The organism is Nonomuraea sp. CA-141351 (assembly GCF_050944675.1).
Taxonomy (GTDB): domain Bacteria; phylum Actinomycetota; class Actinomycetes; order Streptosporangiales; family Streptosporangiaceae; genus Nonomuraea.
In genome coordinates this window covers 11585354-11608560 of record NZ_CP191982.1, presented here as the reverse complement: position 1 = coordinate 11608560, position 23207 = coordinate 11585354, and the positions used below count along the sequence as shown (strand labels likewise).

The 23207-nt window shown below is 69.9% G+C and carries 21 protein-coding genes; 7 read left to right on the top strand and 14 right to left on the bottom strand.

Annotation, left to right across the window (positions count from 1 at the left end; genetic code table 11):
- Positions 1-7: 7 nt before the first annotated feature.
- Entirely contained in the window at positions 8-1054 is a 1047-nt protein-coding gene (locus ACQPWU_RS54660; protein ID WP_433435009.1) for a hydrogenase expression protein HypE, read from the bottom strand.
- A gap of 108 nt (positions 1055-1162) precedes the next feature.
- On the opposite strand from ACQPWU_RS54660, the gene ACQPWU_RS54655 reads away from it, so the two are divergent.
- On the top strand, positions 1163-1678 hold the full coding sequence (locus ACQPWU_RS54655; RefSeq protein ID WP_433435008.1) for a hypothetical protein: 516 nt from the start codon (positions 1163-1165) through the stop codon (positions 1676-1678).
- A 52-nt stretch (positions 1679-1730) separates the two neighbouring features.
- Here the strand turns inward: ACQPWU_RS54655 and hypF are convergent, their stop codons facing one another.
- The 9 genes from hypF to ACQPWU_RS54610 all read right to left on the bottom strand — a co-directional run bounded on the left by hypF (position 1731) and on the right by ACQPWU_RS54610 (position 13621).
- Positions 1731-3998, bottom strand: a complete 2268-nt coding sequence (hypF, locus tag ACQPWU_RS54650) for a carbamoyltransferase HypF (protein WP_433435007.1) — start codon at positions 3996-3998, stop codon at positions 1731-1733.
- 89 nt (positions 3999-4087) lie between these two features.
- On the bottom strand, positions 4088-4813 hold the full coding sequence (locus tag ACQPWU_RS54645; protein ID WP_433435006.1) for a hypothetical protein: 726 nt from the start codon (positions 4811-4813) through the stop codon (positions 4088-4090).
- Positions 4814-4943: 130 nt separating this feature from the next.
- A complete protein-coding gene (locus ACQPWU_RS54640; RefSeq protein ID WP_433435005.1) occupies positions 4944-5621 on the bottom strand; it encodes an alpha/beta fold hydrolase in 678 nt (225 codons plus the stop codon).
- Positions 5622-5704: 83 nt separating this feature from the next.
- The gene (locus ACQPWU_RS54635; protein WP_360688182.1) at positions 5705-5980 is read right to left on the bottom strand and encodes a GlsB/YeaQ/YmgE family stress response membrane protein; all 276 of its coding nucleotides are present in this window, start codon (positions 5978-5980) and stop codon (positions 5705-5707) included.
- A gap of 311 nt (positions 5981-6291) precedes the next feature.
- A complete protein-coding gene (locus tag ACQPWU_RS54630) occupies positions 6292-6417 on the bottom strand; it encodes a hypothetical protein (protein WP_433435004.1) in 126 nt (41 codons plus the stop codon).
- A gap of 100 nt (positions 6418-6517) precedes the next feature.
- Positions 6518-10831, bottom strand: coding sequence for an HAD-IC family P-type ATPase (locus ACQPWU_RS54625; RefSeq protein WP_433435003.1), 4314 nt, complete (start codon positions 10829-10831; stop codon positions 6518-6520).
- 28 nt (positions 10832-10859) lie between these two features.
- A complete protein-coding gene (locus ACQPWU_RS54620; RefSeq protein WP_433435002.1) occupies positions 10860-11492 on the bottom strand; it encodes a hypothetical protein in 633 nt (210 codons plus the stop codon).
- A 117-nt stretch (positions 11493-11609) separates the two neighbouring features.
- Positions 11610-12221, bottom strand: a complete 612-nt coding sequence (locus ACQPWU_RS54615) for a VC0807 family protein (protein WP_433435001.1) — start codon at positions 12219-12221, stop codon at positions 11610-11612.
- On the bottom strand, positions 12221-13621 hold the full coding sequence (locus ACQPWU_RS54610) for a hypothetical protein (protein ID WP_433435000.1): 1401 nt from the start codon (positions 13619-13621) through the stop codon (positions 12221-12223). The genes ACQPWU_RS54615 and ACQPWU_RS54610 overlap by 1 nt, the downstream gene beginning before the upstream one ends.
- A gap of 110 nt (positions 13622-13731) precedes the next feature.
- Here ACQPWU_RS54610 and ACQPWU_RS54605 point away from each other — a divergent pair, with 110 nt between their 5' ends.
- Complete coding sequence (locus tag ACQPWU_RS54605; RefSeq protein ID WP_433434999.1) at positions 13732-14328, top strand: TetR/AcrR family transcriptional regulator; 597 nt, start codon at positions 13732-13734, stop codon at positions 14326-14328.
- Between the two features lie 28 nt (positions 14329-14356).
- Here ACQPWU_RS54605 and ACQPWU_RS54600 read toward each other — a convergent pair whose 3' ends face one another.
- Positions 14357-14827 (bottom strand): PPOX class F420-dependent oxidoreductase, encoded by a 471-nt coding sequence (locus ACQPWU_RS54600; protein ID WP_433434998.1) that lies wholly within the window; start codon positions 14825-14827, stop codon positions 14357-14359.
- Between the two features lie 70 nt (positions 14828-14897).
- Here ACQPWU_RS54600 and ACQPWU_RS54595 point away from each other — a divergent pair, with 70 nt between their 5' ends.
- Positions 14898-15530, top strand: a complete 633-nt coding sequence (locus tag ACQPWU_RS54595) for a nucleoside/nucleotide kinase family protein (protein WP_433434997.1) — start codon at positions 14898-14900, stop codon at positions 15528-15530.
- Positions 15531-15537: 7 nt separating this feature from the next.
- On the opposite strand, the gene ACQPWU_RS54590 is transcribed toward ACQPWU_RS54595, so the two are convergent.
- Positions 15538-15885, bottom strand: coding sequence for a luciferase family protein (locus ACQPWU_RS54590; RefSeq protein ID WP_433434996.1), 348 nt, complete (start codon positions 15883-15885; stop codon positions 15538-15540).
- Positions 15886-16101: 216 nt separating this feature from the next.
- Between ACQPWU_RS54590 and asnB the strand changes: the two genes are divergently transcribed.
- The 4 genes from asnB to ACQPWU_RS54570 all read left to right on the top strand — a co-directional run bounded on the left by asnB (position 16102) and on the right by ACQPWU_RS54570 (position 20877).
- The gene (gene asnB, locus ACQPWU_RS54585) at positions 16102-17952 is read left to right on the top strand and encodes an asparagine synthase (glutamine-hydrolyzing) (protein WP_433434995.1); all 1851 of its coding nucleotides are present in this window, start codon (positions 16102-16104) and stop codon (positions 17950-17952) included.
- 203 nt (positions 17953-18155) lie between these two features.
- Positions 18156-18995 (top strand): glycerophosphodiester phosphodiesterase, encoded by an 840-nt coding sequence (locus ACQPWU_RS54580; protein ID WP_433434994.1) that lies wholly within the window; start codon positions 18156-18158, stop codon positions 18993-18995.
- A gap of 98 nt (positions 18996-19093) precedes the next feature.
- Entirely contained in the window at positions 19094-19798 is a 705-nt protein-coding gene (locus ACQPWU_RS54575) for a ThuA domain-containing protein (RefSeq protein WP_433434993.1), read from the top strand.
- The gene (locus tag ACQPWU_RS54570) at positions 19783-20877 is read left to right on the top strand and encodes a Gfo/Idh/MocA family protein (RefSeq protein ID WP_433434992.1); all 1095 of its coding nucleotides are present in this window, start codon (positions 19783-19785) and stop codon (positions 20875-20877) included. The genes ACQPWU_RS54575 and ACQPWU_RS54570 overlap by 16 nt, the downstream gene beginning before the upstream one ends.
- A 79-nt stretch (positions 20878-20956) precedes the next feature.
- Here ACQPWU_RS54570 and ACQPWU_RS54565 read toward each other — a convergent pair whose 3' ends face one another.
- Positions 20957-22072, bottom strand: a complete 1116-nt coding sequence (locus tag ACQPWU_RS54565; protein WP_433434991.1) for a Vgb family protein — start codon at positions 22070-22072, stop codon at positions 20957-20959.
- A 263-nt stretch (positions 22073-22335) separates the two neighbouring features.
- Positions 22336-22908 carry a hypothetical protein gene (locus ACQPWU_RS54560; RefSeq protein WP_433434990.1) on the bottom strand — a complete coding sequence of 191 codons (573 nt, stop codon included), beginning with the start codon at positions 22906-22908 and terminating at the stop codon, positions 22336-22338.
- Between the last annotated feature and the right edge of the window lie 299 nt (positions 22909-23207).

The window sequence follows — 23207 nt, the reverse complement described above, 5'->3', positions numbered from 1 at the left end:
CTCCCTCTTAACCGTTTCCCCAGCGCGGGTCGAACCCGCTTGTCAACTTGCGGCGGTTGTGGCGCCACTTGGGCTCTTTGTTCGCCGCCTTGTTGGTGATCGCGCGAAGACGGCGGATCAGCCGGCCGTACGAGCTGCTGAGGGCCACCGACACCGCCGCGCCGGGGGGTTCGTCCATGAACGGCATGAACTTGTCGGGGAAGCCGGGCATCGTGCACGCGATGCAGATGCCGCCCACGTTGGGGCAGCCGCCGACGCCGTCCATCCAGCCCCGCTTGGTGACGTTGCAGTTGACCACCGGGCCCCAGCAGCCGACGCGCACCAGGCACTTGGGGGAGTTGTAGTCACCGGCGAAGTCGCCCTGCTCGTAGTAGCCCGCCCGGTCGCAGCCCTCGTGCACGGTCTTGCCGAACAGCCAGGTGGGGCGGAGCATGTCGTCCAGCGGGATCGTCGGCGCCATGCCGGCGGCCTGGTACAGCAGCCAGGTCAGCGTCTCCATGAAGTTGTCCGGCTGGACGGGGCAGCCGGGCACGTTGACGATGGGCAGGCCGCCGGCCGAGCGGAAGTCGCGGCCCAGATAGTCGGCCAGCCCCATGCAGCCGGTCGGGTTGCCGGCCATCGCGTGGATGCCGCCGTACGTCGCGCAGGTGCCGATCGCGACGACCGCCCACGCCTTGGGGGCGAGCCGGTCGATCCACTCGTTGACCGTGATGGGCTCGCCGGTGGCCGGATCGTTGCCCATCGACGTCCAGTAGCCGTCGCCGTTGATCCTCTCGTTCGGGATGGAACCCTCGACGACGAAGATGAACGGCCCCAGCTCGTCCCTGTGTGCCTGGTGGAATGGGGCCATGAAGGCGTCGCCCACCTCGGCGGCCAGCACCTTGTTGTGCAGATGCACCTTGGGCAGTCCCGGCACGAGCCCGAGGAGGACGTCCTCGAGACTCGGCAGTGTGGCGGCGGTGACCGAGACGGTGTCACCGTCGCAGCTCATGCCCTCCGAGGTCCACAGGATGTGCACCTCTTCCAGGGCAGTCGGCATTTGCGTGGTTGTCATGGCCCAAGCCCCCTTATTGGCCCTGTAGAGGTTTAGGTCCCCATACATTTGGTATCCGACCTGCGACTCTACGTAGCGGACATACCGTGTTGAGGAGGGTTGTAAACCATGACCCAGACCCTGCCACCCCGTACCGGCCCATACGAGGACCTGCGGGAACGCGTAGCCGTCCGGCCTCGGCGGTCTCTGCCGCGCGCCGGCGCGCGGGGAATGATCGGCGCCATGGCGATGTCCGGGCTCCGGCAGTTCACGACGTCGATCGGACTGGTGGCGAAGGTGCCGCCCGAGTCCGTGCTCGAACGCACCGTCCCCAGGCTCGTCCGACAGGTGCCCCGTGAGCAGCGGCCGGCCATCGTCGAGCTGACGCACTGGGGGTACGGCGCGTTCGGAGGAGTGCTGTTCGGACTGCTGCCTTCCAGGGTGCGCGGCCGCCCATGGGTCGGGCCGATCTACGGGGCGGCGTTCTGGGCCGCCTTCGAGGCGGCCATCGCGCCCGCGCTCGGCCTGCCCCGCCATCCCCGCACCACCGTGGAACGGCTCGCGCTACTGGCCGACCATCTCCTGTACGGGGTCGTGGTCGGCGCCTCGCCCTGGCCGCATCAGGAGAAACCCGCCGAGGACTGATCGCCGTCACGGCTGGAGCCGGTCCTGGGGCCCCGTACGCGCGGAGCCGGCCTCAGGGCTGATCCCCGTACGCGCTGAGCCGGTCGCGGCCGGCGGCCACGGCCACCTGGCCGAGGCTGATGCCGCCGTCGTTGGCCGGCACTCCGGTGTGGGTGAGCACCCGGAACCCCGCGCCACCCAGCCGTTCCACCGTGCGCCTGAGCAGGAGCATGTTCTGGAAGACGCCGCCGGACAGCGCCACCGTCGCCAGCCCCGTGGCGTCGCGCAGCGCGCGGCAGCAGCGCACGATGACCTCGCTCACGCCGTTGTGGAAGCGGGCGGAGATGACGGCCGGCTCGACCCTCGCGACCAGGTCCGCCGCGGCGGCCCGCACCAGATCCGCGCCTGCCACGACGAGGTCATCGGACACGCCCGCCGGGTAGGCGCCCCGCTCGGCCGGATCGGCGAGCCGCTCCAGCTCGATCGCGGCCTGACCCTCGTAGGTGATCGTGTCCCGCACGCCGAGCAGCGCCGCCACGGCGTCGAACAGCCGCCCCGCACTGGAGGTGAGCACTGCGCCGGGCATCATCGAGGTCACGCTCGCCCACCACCGCTCATGGCGCCGGGCCACGTCCAGCGCCTCGCCGTCGCCGTCCAGGTACGCGGCGGCCATGCGCCATGGCTGCCGGATCGCCAAGCTGCCACCCGGCATCGGCACGGGCGCCAGGTGCCCGGCCCGCTCGAACGACACCAGGTCGGCCAGGAGGAACTCGCCACCCCACAGGGTCCCGTCGAGCCCGTACCCGAGCCCGTCGAACGCGACCCCGATCACCCGCCCGTGCTCACCGTTGTCGGCCAGGCAGGAGGCGATGTGCGCGTGGTGGTGCTGTACGGCGGTCAGCTCGACGTCGGGCAGGTCCAGGGCGTGCTTGGTGGACAGGTACTCCGGATGCGGGTCGTACGCGACCACCTCCGGGCGCACGCCGAAGAGCGCGGCGAAGTGCTCGATCCCTTCGGCGTAGGACCGGAGCGTCTCGTAGTTCTCCAGGTCACCGATGTGCGGGGAGACGAACGCATGACGCCCCTTCCCCAGGCAGAACGTGCTCTTCAGCTCCGCGCCGCAGCCGAGGATGTGCCGGGACGCCTCGTACGGCAGCGTGAAAGGGCGAGGGGCGTGCCCGCGCGATCTCCGCAGGATCATCCCCTGCCCCCTGAAGGGGCGCACCACCGAGTCGTCGGCACGGAGGTGGATGGGCCGGTCATGCGTGAGGAACGCGTCCGCGATGCCGCCGAGCCGGTCCAGGGCGTCGTGGTCGTCGTACGCGATGGGCTCGTCCGAGCCGTTGCCGCTCGTCAGCACGATCGGCGCGCTCACGGCGGCGAGCAGCAGGTGGTGCAGCGGCGTGTACGGCAGCATCAGCCCGAGGCAGCGCTCGCCCGGTGCGACCGCGCCGGCCACCGCCGCCTCCGGGCGGCGCGGCAGCAGCACGATGGGACGCGCGCGATCGGTCAAGAGCGCCGCCGCCACTGTGTCCACCTCGCACAGCCGTCCGGCCTCGTCCAGGTCGGCGACCATGACGGCGAACGGCTTGTCCGCGCGCCGTTTGCGCCGCCGCAGCTCGGCGGCGGCGCTCTCGTCGGAGGCGAGCACCGCGAGGTGGTACCCGCCGATGCCCTTCACCGCCAGCACCCCGCCCGCCCGCAGCACGTCGGCGGCCCCGGTCAGCGGGTCGCCTGCCGCGCCCATCAGGCTGAGCGTGGGGCCGCAGGCGGGGCAGCAGATGGGCTGGGCGTGAAAGCGGCGATCGGCCGGATCGTGGTACTCGGCGCGGCAGTCGCCGCACATCTCGAACCCGGCCATCGTCGTCAGCGGCCTGTCGTACGGCACCGCCCGCACGATCGTCAGTCGCGGCCCGCAGTTGACGCAGTTGACGAAGGGGTAGCGGTAGCGCCGGTCAGCGGGATCGGCCAGCTCGGCCAGGCAGTCGGCGCAGGTCGCGATGTCGGGCGACACCAGCGTGCGGGACGTTCCCGACGGGTCGCTCTCGACGATGCGGAACCGGCCGCCTGCCCGCGTCACACGGGGGGTCGAGGTGACGGTGACCCGTTCGATCGAGGCCAGCGGGGGCGCGTCGCATTCCAGCCGTACGAGGAACTCGCCGATCTGGTCGCGGCCGCCCTCCAGCTCGACGAAGACGCCGTGGGCGTCGTTGCCGACCTGGCCCGCCAGGCCCAGCTGCGTCGCCAGCCCGTGCACGAAGGGCCGGAACCCCACCCCCTGGACCACGCCTTCGACCCGTACCCGAACCCCCATCATCACAGTCTGCAACGGAACCAGCACGGACTGAATCACCATCGCCGCCCGCGTCGTGTGTCGGCAGGCGGCGGCCCGGCTCCCCAAGGAGCCGGGCCCACCTGGGGGAGCCCCGGTCAGCCGCGCGAGATCAGTGACCAGCCGTTGTTGACGGGGGAGAAGGCCACGTTGTGGATCGGCAAGCGCTTCGCAGCGAACTTGCGCATCGTCTGGTAGCACTCGTTGTCGATGCCGCGGGTGTAGAAGGCGTTCCCGGCGACGACGGCCCAGCCGCCGGTGTAGGGGAAGGCGACCCGGGTCACACGGTGCCCGCCGCGCGACAGCTCGCGCATCTTCTGATAGCACGCCTCGTCGATGTTGCGGGCAAAGAAGCCCTTCGTACCGACCACGACCCAGCGATTGCCGCCCGCCGGAGGGAAGGCGACGTGCACGACCTGCTGGCCCGCCTTGTAGTACGAGAGGATCCGCTGGTAGCACTCCTCAGGGATGTTGCGGGCGAACAGCGTACGGTCGCCGGTGATCACCCAGCCGCCTCCAGGGGCGAAGGCGACACAGTGGATCCTGTTGCCGTCCGCGATCATCTGCTTCAGCTTGGCGAAGCACTCGTCGGGGATGTTGCGCGCGAAGTAGCCGCCGTTCTGCGTCACGATGACCCAGCCGTTGGACGGCGTGAACGAGAACGAGGTGATGCCGGAGGCCGCCAGCTTGCCCATCTTCTTGTGTGCCTCGTCCGGAATGCGGCGGTTGAAGAAATGGCCGCCGGCGGCTTCCGCCGTGCCGGCGAATCCCAGGGTGGCCAGCCCGGTGGCGCCGGTCAGCGCGAGAAACCCTCTCCGGTCCATGTCAAACTCCTCTTACAGATTGTGGATGCGCGTGCCAGTTCGGCCGCATCTGGGAGAGGATGCCATGATCTCGTGAGTTTTGCACCCGATCGTCCGTTGTTTGACCAGTTAGCGCGCTGGCCGGCCGGTTTCACGAAAGGAAGGCGCTCACCGCGGCGATGAACGCCTCCGGCCGGTCCCTGTGGACGTGATGTCCGACCGGAATCGTCGTCATATGCCCGTCGGGTACGAGCTCCGCTATCCGGGCGAGCTCATCTTGCGGCAACTGGCTCTGCCGCCCCCCGGCGATGACCAAGGTGGGTGCCGTGATGCGCTTGAGCAGGTCCCAGTAGGTGGGATCGGGTTCGTTGCGCTGGCGGTAGATGGCGGCGACGGCGTTCCAGTCGAAGGGCGCGTCGGGGTCGGGGTCGTCCGGCAACGTTCGCGGCGGGTTCGCCGCCACCGGTGGAGGCGGCTCCTCCAGGACGAGCCGGTCCACGCGCTCGGGATCTTCGCCCGCCAGGAGCCAGGAGACGACCGCCCCGAGCGAATGCCCGATCAACGTCACCTTGGCCAGCCCCAGCGCGTCCAGGGCGGCACGCACGTCGTCGCGCATCAGCTCGAACGAGTACTCGCCGGCCCGGTCGCTGCTCCCGTGCCCGCGCAGGTCCACCGCGTAGACGCGATGCGTCCCGGCCAGCACGGGCGCCACGACGTCCCAGGCGGAGCCGCTCTCACCGAGTGAGTGCAGAAGGATCACCGGCGGCGCCGACGCCGCTCCCCATGTGCTGTAGGCCAGCCGCAGACCGTTCACCTCAACTGTGTCCATGTCCACAGTCTCGCAGCGGCAGGCGCTCGGCACCTGTTCGAACGGCCACGGGGAGGTGACCGTGGCCGTTCGGAACGCTGCCGCTACTCGCGCCGCCGCTTGCCGCCGTACAGGCCGACCGACAGCGACACGCCCAGAGCGGCCAGGGCGATCTGGATGCCGAGCTCGATCCAGTCGACGCCGCGGGTGTCGGCGACTCCGAGAGCGGCGGCGATCGCGGTGCCGACCAGCGCCGCGATCACGCCGATCACGATCGTCAGCCAGATGGGAATGCGCTGCCGCCCTGGGACGACCAGTCGTCCCAGGGCGCCGATCACGATGCCGATGATGAGGCCGGAAATGATGCCAGTGATCTCCACGCTGAACTCCCCGGAAACTCGGTGGTCCGCCTGTCCTGCACAACGAACGCGACCGCGGTGGAGGTTCCTGCGTCAGGGCCCGGTCACGACACAGATGTGTCCGTGGGCACACCCATCGGGTGCACGCCGGGCGTACGTCCCGCGACGGGGTGGAACAGCGGGCGTCGCCGCACGTGGTTGAGCCGTTCTTGACGTCGGCCGGCATGTAGCACGAAACGTACGTCCTGATCGGCGTCGACGGCTCAGCAGGCGCCGTACACCAGCCGATGACGTCGAACCGACGGCCGGGAGAAACCTGGTCGGCGGGGTCTTCAGACGAGACGGAGACCCGCCGGCTGGATGATCGACGCGGCAAGACTCTGGATGAAGCGCGTGATCAGCGCCTCAAGAAGCATCATGGCGGCCTTGGCAAGCAGGGAGGCCAGGAACTCGGACAACTCTCTACCTAACTGACGAAACTGCACTTAATGTCATATTTGGGTAGGAAGGTGTCCATACGGTCACATTTGAGGTGTCTATTCGGTGAACAACCTATGACTACTCCGGACTCGGCCGTTCGATCATCGCCGCCAGTACGGCCGCGACCACGGCGCACCCCAGCCCGATGCCCCAGCCGATCGGCCCGACCGGACGGCAGCCGAAGAGCTGGCTGAGCCCGGGCACCGAGACGATTACCCCCAGCGCGGCCAGGGACGACACCGCGGCGAGCACCACCATACGGTCCCGCCCGCCCAGCGCCAGGGTCTGCATCAGCTGGGCCGACACGAGGCCGATGAGGCCCACCGTGTCCGCCCGCCCGCGGGTGCCGGTCATCCGCGCGAGCAGCCACGCCGCGCCCGCCGCGACGGCCGTCGTGATGGCGCGCAGGTAGATGTCCCGGGTCAGGGCGGCGCCGAGCGAGGCTTCGGGTCCCTCGGCGAGCAGCCTCTCGGGGCTGGCGGCGCTGGGCGGCCGGACGGCCACCGCCATGGCGGGCAACATGTCGGTGAGCATGTTGACCAGCAGGAGCTGGCGGGCGTTCAGCGCGCTCCGGCCGGTGAGCAGGCTCGATCCCAGTGTGAAGGCGATCTCTCCGACGTTGCCGCCGAGCAGGATGCCCAGCGCGTCGCGGACGGAGGCCCACATGGCCCGGCCCTCGACGATCGCGTCGATGATCGTCTCGATGCGGTCGTCGACCACGACGATGTCGGCCGCGGCCCTGGTGGCGGGGGCGGCGTGCGACCCGATGGCGACGCCCACGTCGGCCAGCCGGATCGCGGGCACGTCGTTGGCGCCGTCGCCGGTCACGGCCACGACGCTGCCGGCCTTACGCAGGCAGGTGACGATCCGCGCCTTGTGCTCGGGCGTGACCCTGGCGAACACCGCCACCTCCGTCAGCGCCTTGGCCAGCGTGTCGTCATCCAGCACCTCGAGCTCGGGGCCGGTCATGACGCGCAGGCCGTTCAGCGCGCCGGTCTCCGCGGCGATGGCCTCCGCCGTGCTGGGGTGGTCGCCGGTGAGCATGACGACGCGTACGCCAGCCCGGATGAGCCCCTCCACGCTCCGCTTGGCCGTCGGGCGCACCGGGTCGGCCAGGCCGATGAACCCGAGGAAGCACAGGCTCTCGATGCGGGACTCGTCGAGGTCGGCGCGGCTGGAGGCGGGACGTTCGGCGACGGCGAGCACGCGGTAGCCGCGCAGGGCGAGCCGGTCCACCTCCTGCTCCAGCTGCCGCCTGATCCGATCGTCCAGCGGGACCTGCTCCCCGTCGATCGCGATGCTCGTGGAGCGGGTGAGCACGATCTCGGGAGCGCCCTTGACGCTCAGCAACTGTCCCGACTCGGACCGGCCGAGCACGGCGTGGTAGCCGCGGGCCGGTTCGAAGGGCAGCTCGTCCACGCGCTGCCATGTGCGCAGCCCGTACCGCGGCGTGACGCCGAGCTTCCCCGCACCCTCCACGATCGCGCGGTCCGTCGGGTGCGGGATGGCGCGCCCGCCCTCGAACCTGGGCCCGGCGCGCAGCGCGGCGCCGACGATGGCCCTCAGCTCGGGCGTGGCCTCCTCCACCACCTGGTCGACCCGGCCGTTCGACACACAGCGCAGGCTGATGTGACCCTCCGTGAGAGTGCCCGTCTTGTCGAAGCAGAGCACGTCCACCCGGCCGAGCGCCTCGATCGTGGACGGGTTGCGTACCAGCGTGTTGTGGGCCGACAGCCGCTTGGCGGAGGCGAGCTCGGCCACGGTGGCGATGAAAGGCAGCCCTTCGGGTACCGCCGCGACCATCATGCTCACCGCGGGGCCGACCGCCTGCGACAGCGGCGAGCCGCGGAGCAGCTCGACGACCATCAGGAGCAGGCCGGAGCCGAGGGCGGCCGGGAGTATCCGGCGGCTCAGCGTGCGCAGGCGCAGCTCCACCCCGCTCGGTGGCGGCCGTTCCTGGGACAGCCTGGCGGTCCTGCCCGCCTCGGTCGCATCTCCCGTGGCCACCACCACGGCGAGACCGTGCCCCGCCGCGACGGTCGTCCCCTCGTACACCATCGAGATGCGGTCCGCGACGGCGGGCGCCGCGGTCGGCGCGTCCGTCTTGGTGACGAGCTGGGACTCGCCGGTGAGGGGGGACTCGTCGATCTCGAGTCCGTGCGCCTGGATGAGCCGCCCGTCAGCCGGTACGGCATCGCCGGCCCGCAGCTCGATCACGTCCCCGGGCACCAGGGAATCGGCGTAGGCCGCCACGGCGCCGGTGGGGCGGCGTATGCGTACCCGGACGGCGGTGGTCTCGGTGAGGTCGTGCAGCGCCCGGTCGGCGCTACGCCGCTGGGCGCCACCGAGCAGGGCGTCCACCCCCATGACGCCGCCTATCAGCACGCTGTCGAGCACCGAGCCAACCGCGGCCGACACGCCCGCCCCGGCGGCCAGCACCGGGGTCAGCGGGTTGGCCAGCTCGTGGACGGACGCGCTGATCAGGGACTCCGGACCGGTGACCACCGGACCCGCCGGCGCCGTCCTGCGCTGCTCGGCCTCGGCCTCGGTCAGCCCCTCCGGCGAGGTACGGAGCCGGGCCAGGACGTCGCGGGCCGCCATGGCGTGCCAGGGCGTGTGGTCGGCGCGGACCGGTGCGGGACCCCGTCCGACGCTACGGCCCGCCCACTCCCCGGCCACGAGGGCGCCGAGCGACGTGCAGTCACGCGCCAGGTTGGCGCGTCCGACCGCGGCCGTGGACGGACCGAGGAACGCCAGCCCCGCCCCGGCGATCGAGCCGGCCGCCGCCACCCACACGCTCCGGACACTCGCCTTCCTGGCCGAGGGCAGGCACTGGAGCAGCAGGTACGCGCCCTCGAGCGCGCCGATCACGTCGGCGTCCCACGGGACCCTGCGCACCCCGTCGAGCACGCCGATGCCCAGGTCGGCCTGGCGCAACCCGCGCCGGCCGCGCTGGGACACCACGGCGACGGCGTGCCCTTCGGACTGCAGCACCCGTATGGACGAGACCAGCCGGTTCCCGCTCTCGACGACCCGGTCCACGCCCAGTCGCCGGGCGAGGGCGGAGTCCCCTCCGGCCAGGATCACGTCGCACGTCGCCTTAGGGGCCGCGACCAGGGCCTCGGCGAGAGGATGCAGCTCGCGGGCCAGGCGGACCAGGGCGATCGGGGTCCCCTCCCGCGCCACTTCGACTGACAGGACTCCCTCCTCGGGCGTCTCCGCGCGGGGCTCGGCGCTCCACCCGTCGCGCTCCCGCCGGGCCGAGGGGTCGGTGAGGTCGAGGAGCGTGTACAGCCGGGCGTGCAGATCCTCCAGGTCCACGTCGGGAGCGAGCGGGACGACGCCGTCGATCGTCCACGCGCCCGTGGTGAGGATGGCGGCGTCGAGTACGACGGCGTCGATGCGGTCCATGCGGTAGAGGGCCTCGCGGTCGAGCACGATCGTGCCACGCGCGGCGAGGCAGCGGACGACGGCGCTGGTGAAGGCGTCCCTGCCGATGGTCGCGGCCTTGGGGATGCCGGCGATCAGCACGGACAGGCCACGCTGCTGGTCACGGCTGAGCACAGTGGTGATGCCGTGCCCGGCCAGTGCCGCCGCGCTGGCCGCGTCGGCGTAGCGCTCCACCGGCCCACGGGGCAGCGGGACCGGGCGCGGGGCCACGGCGATCCTGGTGTGACGGTACGCCCCCGCCCCGGCGGCGAACTCCTCCTCCCGCAGCTCCCATGCCCGGGACCCGGCACGCGAGGCGGCGAACCGGCCGGCCGCGGCGATGGAGTCGATCAGCAGCGACGTGGGACGCATGGCCAGCGTGTACGTGACGAGCCTGGTCATCGTCATCAGCGCGTCCGCGCCCGGCTTGCCGATCCGCTGCTCCAGCTCCCTGCGGACCCGCGGGGTGTTCTCGGCCAGCGCGAGGAAGCTGGGGACCGCTGTGGACAGCCTCGGGACGCGAGCCAGCTGGCCGGCCAGGGCCAGCCCGGTGCCGGTGAGGTGCAGGCCGAGGCTGACCGCGGCGCGGGCCTGCTGCTCCGCGCCGTCCAGCGCACGAGGAGGGGTGGGTCTACCACCCCCCTCGCCCTCGCCTTCGCCGGGCTCGTCGAGCTCCTCCACGACGGCGACGTACTTGTCCGGGTCGGTCGTCTCGGCGTCGCAGGCCACGAACACGTAGCCGAGCGCCCCGTTCACCTCGGCGCGCGGGGCTCCGAGCGCACGTAGCCGCTCCTCCAATACGCGGGCGGGCCGCTCGGTCCGCGGCCCGCCGATGTTCCGCAACTCGATTCGAACCCCGCCGGGGCACGGCTGTACCCGGCGGGAGCGCGGGAGGATGCTCCTTATCGGTTCGGGGAGCATGTTGAGCAACGTGTCAGCACTGAGCAGGCCGAACAACGCCATGAGGCCTCCCGTCTACGGCGTCGCGGCTTCACCTGCTCGGTGAGGTGCTCTTTCGCCTGCTGGTTGAGCTGGAAGTCGAAGTGGTCTTTCTGGTGGTGGTCTTGCGCCCGCCGGCCCCGGCGGTGGTCGTGGCGGCCCCGCGCCGTGTGGTCGTGGGCTTGGCCGCCGCGGTGGTCGTGGGCTTGGCCGCTGCAGTGGTCTCGCGCCGGGTGGTGGTCGTGGGCTTGGCCGCCGCGGCGGTCTCGCGCCGGGTGGTCGTGGCCCGCCCGCTCGGCGTCGAAGGCTTGGCTGCCCCGGCGGTCGTGCGTGGCCGGCCGAACGCGGGTGCCCCCGGCCGCCGCTGCGCGATGATCGTTCCGGCGCCGATGGCGGCTGCCACGGGCCACTCGAGCACGCCGAAAGCCGCGAGCGCGCCGAGCGCCCCGTAGTAGGCCATGCGGTCGGGCGACGGGAGGAACGTCCGGGCGACGTCCACATAGTGGCCGAGCTCCTGCTTGCTGAGGCCCGGCATCTCCATGTGCGGCATCCCAATGTGCGGCATCTCAATGTGCGGCAGCCGGACGTCAGGCTGGCGAACCTGAATGCTGAGCATCGGCAGGTCCAGCGTGAACTGCTTCTTACCGTTGGACGTGGCAGTGCTGCGCCGCTGCGCCTCAGCCATGACCCCTCCTCCAGGACGAGGAAACCTGTAGGTCTCCCTATCCACCACCAGGCCCTTTATTCTGGACAGGAGGAATTTGAAGGTTTTTGCCGACCTAAATTTGGGGCAACGTAACAGCTACCTGACCGCCTTCTCCGCCCGTCGCTTGCGATAGAGGAGGGTCCAGGCCATCAGTACGACGATCGTGCCCAGTTGCAGGGCGGTGGACACGCCGGTCATGACGTCGAGCGGGATGCTGTAGATCAGCGGTAGCCGGACGAGCGCCTCGGCCAGCGCTCCGGCGCCCCAGACCAGGGTGATGGTGGTGAAGACGCGCCTGAACTCGGGACGAACCTGCCAGAGACGGTCCCATTCGTCCAGCTTGTCGTGGTCCTCCGCGTTCAACCGGCGCATCAGCGCGTACATGAGAGGGCGCCCCACCAGGCAGGAGCCGAGCAGGAGCAGGCCGAGCAGCCCGGAGACGATCGACTCCTTGGCCAGGACCAGGCGTGGGTCGCCGGTGAGCGCCGCCAGGACGATCGCCACGCCGAAGCCCGCCGCCACGAGAGCGGCCAGGCCGTCGAAGCGGCGCAACCGGGCGGCCACGATCGCGATGCGGAGCAGCGCGGCGAGCCCACCCAGCAGCAGGGCGGGCATCTGGTCCAGGCCGACGGCCCGGCAGACGTAGTAGACGGCGACGGGCAGCACCACGTCGGCGAGGACGCCCTTGATCAGAGCGGACCGGTTCATCAGGACTCCTTGGGTGTGACGAAGACAGGGTCGATCGACAGGTGGAGGTGGATGACGCCGTCGGTGATCTCGAATGGCACGTGTGCGCCGAAGGCGTCGACGGCGTGCGCGGCGGGGGAGGGCCAGGGCCAGGCGAACGGTTCGGCTCCGTCAACGTCGCGCCAGGCGACGAGCAGCGGGCCGCCCCGTGCCCGGCGGACATCGAACACGTGGAGGCCGGGGCGCCGGTCGATCTTTTGGACCTCGGTCACGGTGTCGAGATGGCGTGACATCAGGGCGAAGGTGTCGGCGGGCGGGTGCCGGCGGCCGTTGCCGTCCAGGAGCGCGAACGTGTCGAACATCAGGCCCCGGACCGTACGCGGGTTGTCATGCGGCCCCTCCGGCGCGATCTGGAAGCAGGCCGTCCTGCGGACTCCGGACGACAGGAGGAGCAGCGTGCGGGCCACGATGTCGCGGCTGCTCAGCCGCTGCCGCCTGGCGGCGAGCTCGGGCGGGCAACCGGTCAGGAACATCTGCAGCGTCTCGGGAAGGTCCGCCATCCGCTCGTACAGGGCGACCACGGCGGGGTCGTCCGGGCCCGCGCCAGGCCCTCCCTCGGACACCGGGACCTGGCCGAGGAACATGCGGCTGTGCATGGCCAGCACGTCACCGAGCTCGACGAAGTTGGCCGGAAACGCGGTGGGCATCGGACCGTTGTACTCACTGGCGACGATCGGCCTGCCGTATCCGTGCCGGGCCATCTGACGACGGCACGCCTCGATCAGCTCCGGGATCCGGTAAGGGTCTCCGTACGCGTGGACGTCGAAGACGTCGAAGCAGGCGCCGCCGTCCCGGAGGATCCGGTCGAAGTAGTCGATCCACAGCGTGTTGCCCTGCCGCTCGTCGGCGATCATCGCGGCCGGAACGGCGCCACCGAGGCCGACGAGGGCGCCGGGGTCGGCCTGCTTGACGGCGTCGTGGAAGGTACGCAGATGAGCGACGTAATCGCCGGCCGTGCCGTCCCAGAGCATCGGGATGCACGGCTCGACCTCGCACTGCCAGAAGCGGACGCGTCCGGCGGCGCGGCGGACGAGCTCGCCGACGAAGGCGTGGTAGCGGGCGGGATCGGTGGAGGGCGAGGACGGGAGGAAGCGGGTCGGGCGGCGAGTGGCCCAGGTCGAGCTGGAACAGACGGTCACCCAGGCCTCGTCGCCGTCCTGGAGCTGGTCGAAGAAGGCGTCGGCCGCCTTCCAGTCGAAGTCGCCCGGCTCTGGTTCGAGCTGCGACCAGAAGAGGTTCACGCGGATGAAGCGGCTGCCCAGGTCACGTGCGTGGGTCATGAACGGGTCGGGGTCGCCGAACAGGCCATAGGTGAAACCGCGGTTGAGGCCCGTGCGGATGTCGTCGAGCTGTGTGGCCATGAAATCACTCCCTGCGGACTTGACGTCCCTTATTAGGGGACGTTTAGTACCGTACTCGGAATGGGCCTAGGATGCAATAAGGGACGGTCCGGACCGTAGGGAGGTCGTGCGTGGTCAGTGAGACCCAGGACAAACGTTCGCGACGGCGGGGAGCCGAGCTGGAGCAGGCGATCCTGCGGGCGGCGCTCGACGAGGTGGCCGAGGGCGGCTACGCCCGGCTCACCATGGATCGGGTCGCGCAGCGCGCGGGCACCAACAAGACGGCGATCTACCGGCGCTGGCCGAGCCGAGCCGCGCTCGCCCTGGCCGCCCACCGCGAGTTCGTGGCCCAGCCCGCCACTCCGCCCGACACCGGAGACCTGCGCTCCGACGTGCTCGAGTTGCTGCGGGGGGCGGCCGCCAGGATGAGCTCGCCGGTGGGCGGCGAGATCCTGCGCGGGGTGATGTCGGAGCTGCACCAGCAGCCCGAGCTCAGGCGGCGGCTGCGCGACGAGCTCACCCAGGAGCCGGGCACGATGATGACCATCCTGGCCAGGGCCGTGGCCCGCGGCGAGGTCAGGCCGGAGTCACTGCTGCCACGCATCGCGACCGTGCCCGTGGCGCTGCTGCGTAACGAGTATCAGATGAGCTTCGTCGGCGAGATAGCCGACGAAGCGCTCATCGAGATGGTGGATCAGGTGTTCCTGCCGCTGGTGCGGCCCCGCTGACGTCGCCGCGACGACCGCGCGGACTGATCTACTGTCCGGACACCAGGCGGGCGGGGAAGCCGCCGGTCGCGATGGGACCCCAGGCGTCGATGTGGATGCGGATCAGCGACTTGTCCTGGCGGCGCATGGCGGCGCGGTATTCATCCCAGTCGGGGTGCTCGCCCGAGATGCACCGGTAGTACTCGACGAGCCCTTCGAGGGCGTCGGGCATGTCGAGGACCTCGGCGTGGCCGTCGACCTGGACGTACGGGCCGTTCCAGTCGTCGGACACCACGCAGATCGACACGCGCTCGTCACGGCGGGCGTTGTGCGCCTTGGCGCGGTCGGGGTAGGTGGAGACCACGATCCGGCCACCCTCGTCGACCCCGCAGGTGACGGGCGAGAGCTGCGGCCGCCCGCCCCTGCGGTTGGTGGACAGCAGGCCGTGGTGCCTGGGGCGGAGGAAATCGAGTAGTTCGGGCAGGTCTACGTGACGGGCAGTAGCGACGTTCGGAGCCATCTCATGTGCCTTTCGGTCATACTCAGTCCTCCGATCCTTTCATCCGTCATCGACCTCTATCCTTCGTGCCGTGAACGGTGAGCAACTCCTCCGGCGCGTCAACGGGCTGGCCGCGGCCGGTGACCGGGTCGTGGTGGGCATCGCGGGATGCCCGGGCGCGGGCAAGTCGACGCTGGCCGGCTGGCTGGCCGAGCGCCTCACGGCGTCCGGGCTGCCGGCGGTGTGGGTGCCGATGGACGGCTTCCACCTGGCCGACGTCGAGCTCGAACGCCTCGGCCGGCTGCGGCGCAAGGGCGCCATGGACACGTTCGACGCCCACGGGTACCTGGCGCTGCTGCGCCGCGTCCGCGCGGAGACCTCGGCCGTCGTCTACGCCCCGTCGTTCGACCGCGAGATCGAGCAGCCCATCGCGGGCGCCATCCCGGTGCCGCCGGCCGCGCGGGTCGTGGTCAGCGAGGGCAACTACCTTCTGGCCGACGCCGACCCGTGGCGGCAGGTGCGGGCGGCCATGACCGAGGTCTGGTACGCCGAGGTCGACGACCGCGTACGCCTGCACCGCCTCACCCAGAGGCACGTCCGGTTCGGCAAGTCCCCCGATCAGGCCGCCCGCTGGGTCGCCGAGGTCGACGAGCCCAACGCCGTCGCCATCCGCGCGACCCGCGAGAGCGCCGACCTGCTGGTACACCCCGACGTGCTCTCCTGAACCCGCCTCAGGCGGCGTGTGCCTTGATCGCCACGCTGGTCAGGGCGAGGAGCAGGTCGAGGTCGGGTTCGGCCTCGACCCGCAAGGCCACCCATGTGTGGTCGGCGCACAGCTGGACCTGATCGCAGTCGCCCAGCTGGGGCTCCAGTCGTTCGATCGCGGGCGCCGTCAGGCGCAGGCGCACCTCGTCCGCGCCGGTCAAGCGCAGGATCTCGGTGCCCTGGACCGCGAAGGCCACGCCGCGCCGGGTGTCGCGCACCTCCAGTGCCGGCCATGCCAACAGCTGAGCCACCGCTCTGGCCAGGTACGGCCCGCGGCGCAAGGTCGATCTCCGCTTGGCGGAAATGACTGCCACGTCTCCATGCTGCTGCACACGCCACACCCTCGCTATTGTCCGTTCTTCAACTGTTATCCGACCGGAAAAGATTGGCCGCGCGCCGGCCTGCCGCGTACAGGGCCGCCGGGAGCGGCGTTCAGTCGTTCTTCCTGGTCAAGGGGTGTTCGTCCGCGTGATATCCCGCCCGGCCCGGGCAGCTGACGGGTCTTACGGAGAAAACCGGGGGGAAGCGACATGTGCGGCATATGCGGATGGGTGGACTTCGAGCGGGACCTGAGCGACGCCAGGGAGACCGCGCAGGCCATGACGGACACGATGGCCTGCCGTGGCCCCGACGACGAGGGGCTCTGGCTGGCGCCGCACGCCGCCATCGGCCACCGCAGGCTCGCCATCATCGACCTGCCGGGCGGTCGGCAGCCGATGGTCACCGACGACGCCGGGCGCGAGCCGGCCGTGCTGACCTACAGCGGAGAGGTCTACAACTACCACGAGCTGCGCGCGGAGCTGGCGGCCCGCGGGCACGACTTCCGTACCCGCAGCGACACCGAGGTGGTCCTGCGCGCCTACGTCGAGTGGGGCGAGGAGCTGGCCGGCCGCCTGAACGGCATGTACGCCTTCGCGGTATGGGACGCCGCGCGCGAGGAACTGCTCCTCGTCCGCGACCGCATGGGCATCAAACCGCTGTACTACTACCCGACGCGGCACGGCGTGCTGTTCGGATCGGAGCCCAAGGCGATCCTCGCCAACCCGCTCGCCCAGCGGGTGCTCGACGCGGACGGGATGCGTGAGCTGATGTCGTTCGTCAAGACGCCGGAGCACGGGGTCTTCAAGGGCATGTACGAGGTGCGCCCGGGCCAGATCGTCAAGGTGGGGCGCGAGGGGATCAGCAAGCGCCGCTACTGGCAGCTGGAATCACGAGAGCATCCGGACGACGTCGACTTCACGATCAAGACGGTACGCGGCCTGCTGGACGACATCGTCACCCGTCAGCTCATCAGCGACGTGCCGCTGTGCGCGCTGCTGTCCGGTGGCCTCGACTCCAGCGCCATCACCGCGATCGCCGCGAAGGGCCTGCGGGATCAGGGGCTGGGCCCGGTCCGCTCCTTCGCCGTGGACTTCGCCGGATACACCGAGCACTTCAAGCCCGACCTCACCCGCTCGACGCCCGACGCGCCGTACGTGCACGAGGTGGCCGAGCACGTCGGCGCCGAGCACATCGACATCGTGCTCGACTCGGCCGAACTGATGAACCCGGCCGTGCGCGAGGCCGTGCTGCGCGCCCGCGACCTGCCGATCGGCATCGGCGACATGGACAGCTCGCTCTACCTGCTGTTCAAGGCCATCCGGGGGCACTCCACGGTGGCGTTGTCCGGGGAGTCGGCCGACGAGGTCTTCGGCGGCTACCGGTGGTTCCACGACCCCGAGGCGGTGGGGGCCGACACCTTCCCGTGGTTCATCGGCGGGCTTTCGCCCCAGACCGGGGCGGAGCACCTGCTCAGGGACGACGTGCAGCGCGTCCTCGACGTCCCCGGCTACCAGGACGAGAGCTACCGCCAGGCGCTCGCCGAGGTGCCCGCGCTGCCCGGTGAGACGGGGCACGAGCGGCGCATGCGGGAGGTCAGCTACCTGCACCTCACCCGGTTCGTGCAGATCCTGCTCGACCGCAAGGACCGGATGAGCATGGCCGTCGGACTGGAGGTGCGCGTCCCGTTCTGCGACCACCGGCTGGTGGAGTACGTCTTCAACGTCCCCTGGGCGATGAAGACCTTCGACGGGCGCGAGAAGAGCCTGCTGCGCGCGGCCGCCGCGGACCTGCTGCCCGACTCGGTACTCAAGCGCGTCAAGAGCCCGTACCCCTCCACCCAGGACCCGGCCTACGAGCAGGCCGTGCGCGACGCAGCCCGCGCCCTGATCGAGCGTGGCGACTCGCCCTGCGCTCAGGTGATCGACCTGGACAAAGCGCGCGCGATGATCGACCGGCCGATGGGCGAAACCAACGGCGTCATCGGTGACCGCGCCGCGCTGGAGCGCCTGCTGCAGTTCGACGCGTGGCTCAAGGAGTACCAGGTCCGTCTCGCCCTCTGATCGGGCGGCGCGTATCGCGATCGACGAATCCTTGGCCGGCGGTGCGCTCTCGCCAACCGTGTTTCCGACCCGGCAAAGAGTTCGTCCCGATATGAGCGACACGCCGGGCGGACCGCTCGCTGCTGGCACCTAGTGGGCACTTTCCACTCATTCGACATAAGAGAGGCTTTGTCGGGTTCGGGTTACTAGCCCGAGGAGGAAGCATGTATCGCCCGCTTGGTGCCACCGTCACTGCCGCCCTGGCCACTGTGGCTGCTCTGGCCTTCACACCGGGGGCGGCCCACGCCTCGCCGTCGGTCGACAACATCGCGCATCGAGGCGGCGCCGCGTATGGGCCCGAGAACACCATCGCGGCCTGCGCTCTGGCACGGATGCAGCGGGCCGACGCCTGCGAGTTCGACATCCAGCAGACCAAGGACCAGCAGCTCGTCCTGATACACGACCAGACGCTGTCCCGCACCACCAACGTCGAACAGCTCTTTCCCGATCGGTCTCCGTGGAGGGTCGCCGACTTCACGCTCGCGGAGATCCGGCGGCTGGACGCCGGATCATGGTTCTCCTCGCGGTTCCGCGGCGAGAAGGTGCCCACTCTCGAAGAGGCGCTCCGGGCCATGGGCCGGTACAACATCGGGCTGCTGCTGGATGTCAAGCACTCGCCGGGCAACACGGGCATCGACCAGCGAGTGGCCGACCTGCTGAAACGAGACCGTTCGTTGTGGAGCGGCCGTGGGCTGGTCGTGCAGGCGTTCGACTGGAACGCGATGCGGTCCTTCCACCGCATGATGCCCGAGGTCCCCATCAATTTGCTCGGCAAGCCGGACCTGAACAAGCTCTCCGACCTGGGCACCTTCGCCAAGGCGCTCAGCCTGCCGCGCTCCAGCATCACACCGGAAGTCGTCAGGACGGTCCATGCCAAGGGCATGCGGGTCTACACCGGGCCGACGGACCGGCCTGGCGTCCTGCGCCGCCTGGTCTCGTACGGCGTGGATGGCATCATGACCAACCGGCCCGGCCAGCTCGACAGCATCGAGCGGTACTGGTGAGCCGGCGAAAATCAGTCAGTACCATTCCACCCCTTCAGATAGTTCGTTCATAAATGCGAAGATTAGAGTCGTTTGTCCCCCGACTGATAGGCGACCGCATGACAGACGAACACGGCCGAAGGGCCCTGGTGGTGAGAGGCGGCTGGGAAGGGCACGTCCCGGTCGAGGCCACCGACCTCTTCATCCCCTTCCTGGAGAAGCACGGATTCGAGGTGCATCGGGCGGAGTCTCCGGCGCCGTACGCGGATCCGGAGTTCATGTCCGGCGTCGATCTCATCGTGCAGTGCTACACGATGGGCACGATCGAGCAGGCGGAGCTGCGCGGTTTGGAGGCCGCGATCCGGGCGGGCACGGGGATGGCGGGCTGGCACGGCGGCATCGCCGACTCCTACCGCAACTCCTCCGACTACCTGCACCTCATCGGCGGGCAGTTCGCCTGCCACCCGGGCAAGGACCCGGCCGAGCGCGAAGGCTCGCAGGCTGACAACTTCGTGCCGTACAGGGTGAACATGCTGCCCGAGGCGGCCACTCACCCCATCACCGAGGGCATCGCGGACTTCGACCTCGTCACCGAGCAGTACTGGGTCCTGACCGACGACTACATCGACGTGCTGGCGACGACGACCCAGAAGGTGCGCCCATGGGACCCCTGGCACCGGGAGGTCACCTCGCCCGCGATCTGGACCCGGCAATGGGGGAGCGGACGGATCTTCGTCACGACGCCTGGGCACAGCCTCGACGTCCTGGAGAACGACAGCGTGCGCACCATCATTGAGAGGGGAATGTTGTGGGCCAGCAGGTGAACGTCGGCGTCGTCGGATGCGGCGCCATCTCGGCCCAGTATTTCCAGACCATCGACCGGCTTCCGCAGTTGCGGCTCGTGGCCGTCGCCGATCTCGACCTCGATCGGGCGCGGGAGGCGGTCCGGCCCTATGCGGGGGTCGATGTCGTGAGCGTGGCGGAGTTGCTGGCGGATCCGCGCGTGGACGTCGTACTCAACCTGACTGTCCCGGCCGCGCACGCTGAGATCGCGCTGCAGGCCATAGCGGCGGGCAAGGACGTCTATTGCGAGAAGCCCCTTGCCGCGACCGTGACGGATGCCGGGCAGATGCTGCGGGCGGCCGACGCCGCCGGGGTGCGCGTGGGGTGTGCCCCCGACACGGTGCTGGGCACGGGTACGCAGACGGCGCGCAAGGCGATCGACGACGGGCTGATCGGCAGGCCGATCGCGGCGACCGCGACGATGATGACGCCCGGCCATGAGCGCTGGCATCCCAACCCCGACTTCTACTACGTCCCCGGCGGCGGCCCGCTCCTGGACATGGGGCCCTACTACATCACCAGCCTGGTGACCCTGCTCGGGCCGGTGTCGACGGTCATCGGGGCCGCCAGTCGCACGCGCGCCAAGCGCACGATCGGCTCGGGCCCCCGCCGGGGCGAGGAGATCCCTGTCACCGTCGACACGCACGTCACCGGAGTGCTCGTACACGCCTCGGGAGCGCTGACCACGCTGGTGATGAGCTTCGACGGGGCGGCGACCAAGGCGCCCAACATCGAAGTGCACGGGGAGAAGGGTTCGCTCGTCGTACCCGATCCCAACCGCTTCGACGGGTCCGTCCTCGTATCGGGGGTGGGTGAGGAGGGCTGGCGGCCCCTTCCCGAGGCGGCCGGCTACGCCGGGGCCGGGCGCGGCGTGGGCCTGGCGGACTTCGCCTCGACCCCGGAGGGCGAGGAGCCCCGTGCGGGCGGGTCGCTGGCCTTCCACGTGCTCGACGTCATGGAGTCGCTGCTGGCCTCGGCGCACTCGGGGGCGGCGGTGACCATCACGAGCACCTGCGCACGGCCCCGTTCCGTGGCGCTGATTCCGAGCGAAGGCGCATAACACCAAAGCAGGACGAACCCGAAGTTCTGGACCAGTCGGCGGCGCGCTTCTCCTGGAGAGCGGCCGCCGACCGGTTCGCTCAAGGAGTGATGACCGCTATCTGGTCGACATAGTCCTCGGTGAGCCAGAGGTTGTCGTCGGATCCTTCCGTGATGTCGAACGCCCCCGAGAAACTGGTGGGCAGTGAGTACTCACTGATCGTCCCGGACGTAGTGATGCTGCCCACCTTGTCGGCGATCTGCTCGGCGAACCACAGGTTGTCGTCGGGACCGGTGGTGATGCCCCACGGGAAGCTGTTGACGTCCTCCAGGTCGTACTCGGTGAAGTCGCCTGACGTGCTGACAGAGCTCACCTTTGCGTTGGCGTCGGTGTACCACAGGTTGCCGTCCGGACCCGAGGTGATCCCGACGGGGATCGCGCCGGACGACGGGATGCTGAATTCGGTGATCGTTCCGTCAGTGGTGATCTGCCCGATCTGGCCCGCCAGCGACTCCGTGAACCACAGATTGTCGTCCGGTCCCGCGGTGATGCGCATCGGATAGGCGTCGCTGGTGGGCAGGCTGTATTCGGTGATTGTCCCGCCGGTGGTGATCCGGCCGATCTTGTTGCCGAGCTGCTCGACGAACCACAGGGCGTCGTCCGGCCCGCTGGTGATACCCCAGGGGTAGGCGTCGCTGGTCGGCAGGCTGTATTCCGTGATGGTCCCGCTGGTGGTGATCCGGCCGATCTTGTTGCCGACCGCCTCGGTGAACCACAGGGCGCCGTCAGAGCCGACGGCGATGTGACCCGGCTGGGAATCGCTGGTGGGAATGGAGTATTCGGTGAACAGCCCCCCGGTGGTGACGCGTCCGATCTTGTTGGCGGTGTTCTCGGTGAACCACAGCGCGTTGTCCGGCCCGCTCGTGATGCCGACGGGGGTGGCGGGGTTGGTCGGAATCGAAATTTCGTCGATCGTCGCCCGCTGGGCCTGCGCCGCGAGCCTGGCAGGAGAGACGCGCCGGGGCGGAGGCGGGAAGTGGCAGCGTATACGCCGGTGCTCGGGCATCCGTTTGAGCTTGAGACAGAGCTTCACCCAAGGACGTGGGGGTGACGAGCCGGAGTCCGCGTCAGCGGACGCGGACGCGGACGAGAGCGTGCTTGCCGCCAGGGCCATCGCCATGACCACCAGCGGATATTTCAGACGTCGAGAACGCATGACATCCTTTCCACAAGAAAGAACGAAAGGCCGCTGAACCCGCTCGGCGCATCGGAACCAGCGGCTGTCATGCCGCCACCAGCCGAGCCCCTGCGGCACCGGCGCACACCTTGAAGCCCGATCTGGGTGCGGTCGCTCCGGCGCTTTCAATATCACCCACGGTCACCGCAAGCCTCGTGCCGCCCGTGCTCGTGGCTGGTCATGGAAACGTCAACTCATCGGTGGGCCGCTGTATCTCCCACGAGGGGGAGCGCCGTGGCCGTTCAGGCGGCCGAGTGACTGATGACGCCCGTATAGGTGCCCGCGACGGCGGAGACCGGGACGGTGATGACGAGCGTGGGTGCCCAGCTCGTCGACTGGGTGACCGCCGCGGTTTTGCGTCCGCTGAACGCGGTGCGCTGCACTGCCAGGGGGACTTTGTCGTTCGCGGAGGGCTCGCCGGGGACACGGCTGCCAGTGCCTGACTGGGCGGTGATCGGGCCGGACCAATATGAGACGTTGCTTTTCGCGATGGTGTACGTGGACGCCCCACTGCGGGTGGTGAAGTCGGTGGCCGTGACGGCTGCCGTCCAGGGGGGAATCCCGTTCCTGCTGTCGACCACGCTCAGCGTGCCCAGGGAGGCACTGATCGTGCCGCTTGGATGGGCGCTTCCGAGGGTGACCGAGCCGCTGGGTACGGTGATGGTCAGCGTGTTGGCATGCCGGACGAGCACCGTGCTGAGCACGGTCCCGGAAGCCTCGGCTTCCGGCACGTACAGGGCAACCAGCAGCATGGCCGATGCGAGCAGCGACCAGGAGGCTCGTGTCACGGAGCCATCGGCATGGCTCGTCCTCATTCCGGTTCCTCGCGGGGTTGGCGTCGCCCTTCAGTGGTGTGCGCGAACGCTGGCAGCCTAGATCACAACAGCCCCGGAACGTCCCCCACCTCGTACGCGTACCGCAAGCATGGGGCAATGATCGCGGCAAGAGCGCCGACTCCGGGGCGATTGCTTTCGTCCCCTTCGTAGCGGGTTCTGGGGAAAGGAACGGGCGATCGAAGACGTCAGGCGGCCACCACGCGACCGCCAAGAATCACCCAGACGCCGCCTTAGTCGGTTTCGCTCTGTGACAGCTGCAAAGAATGTGATTACTGAGG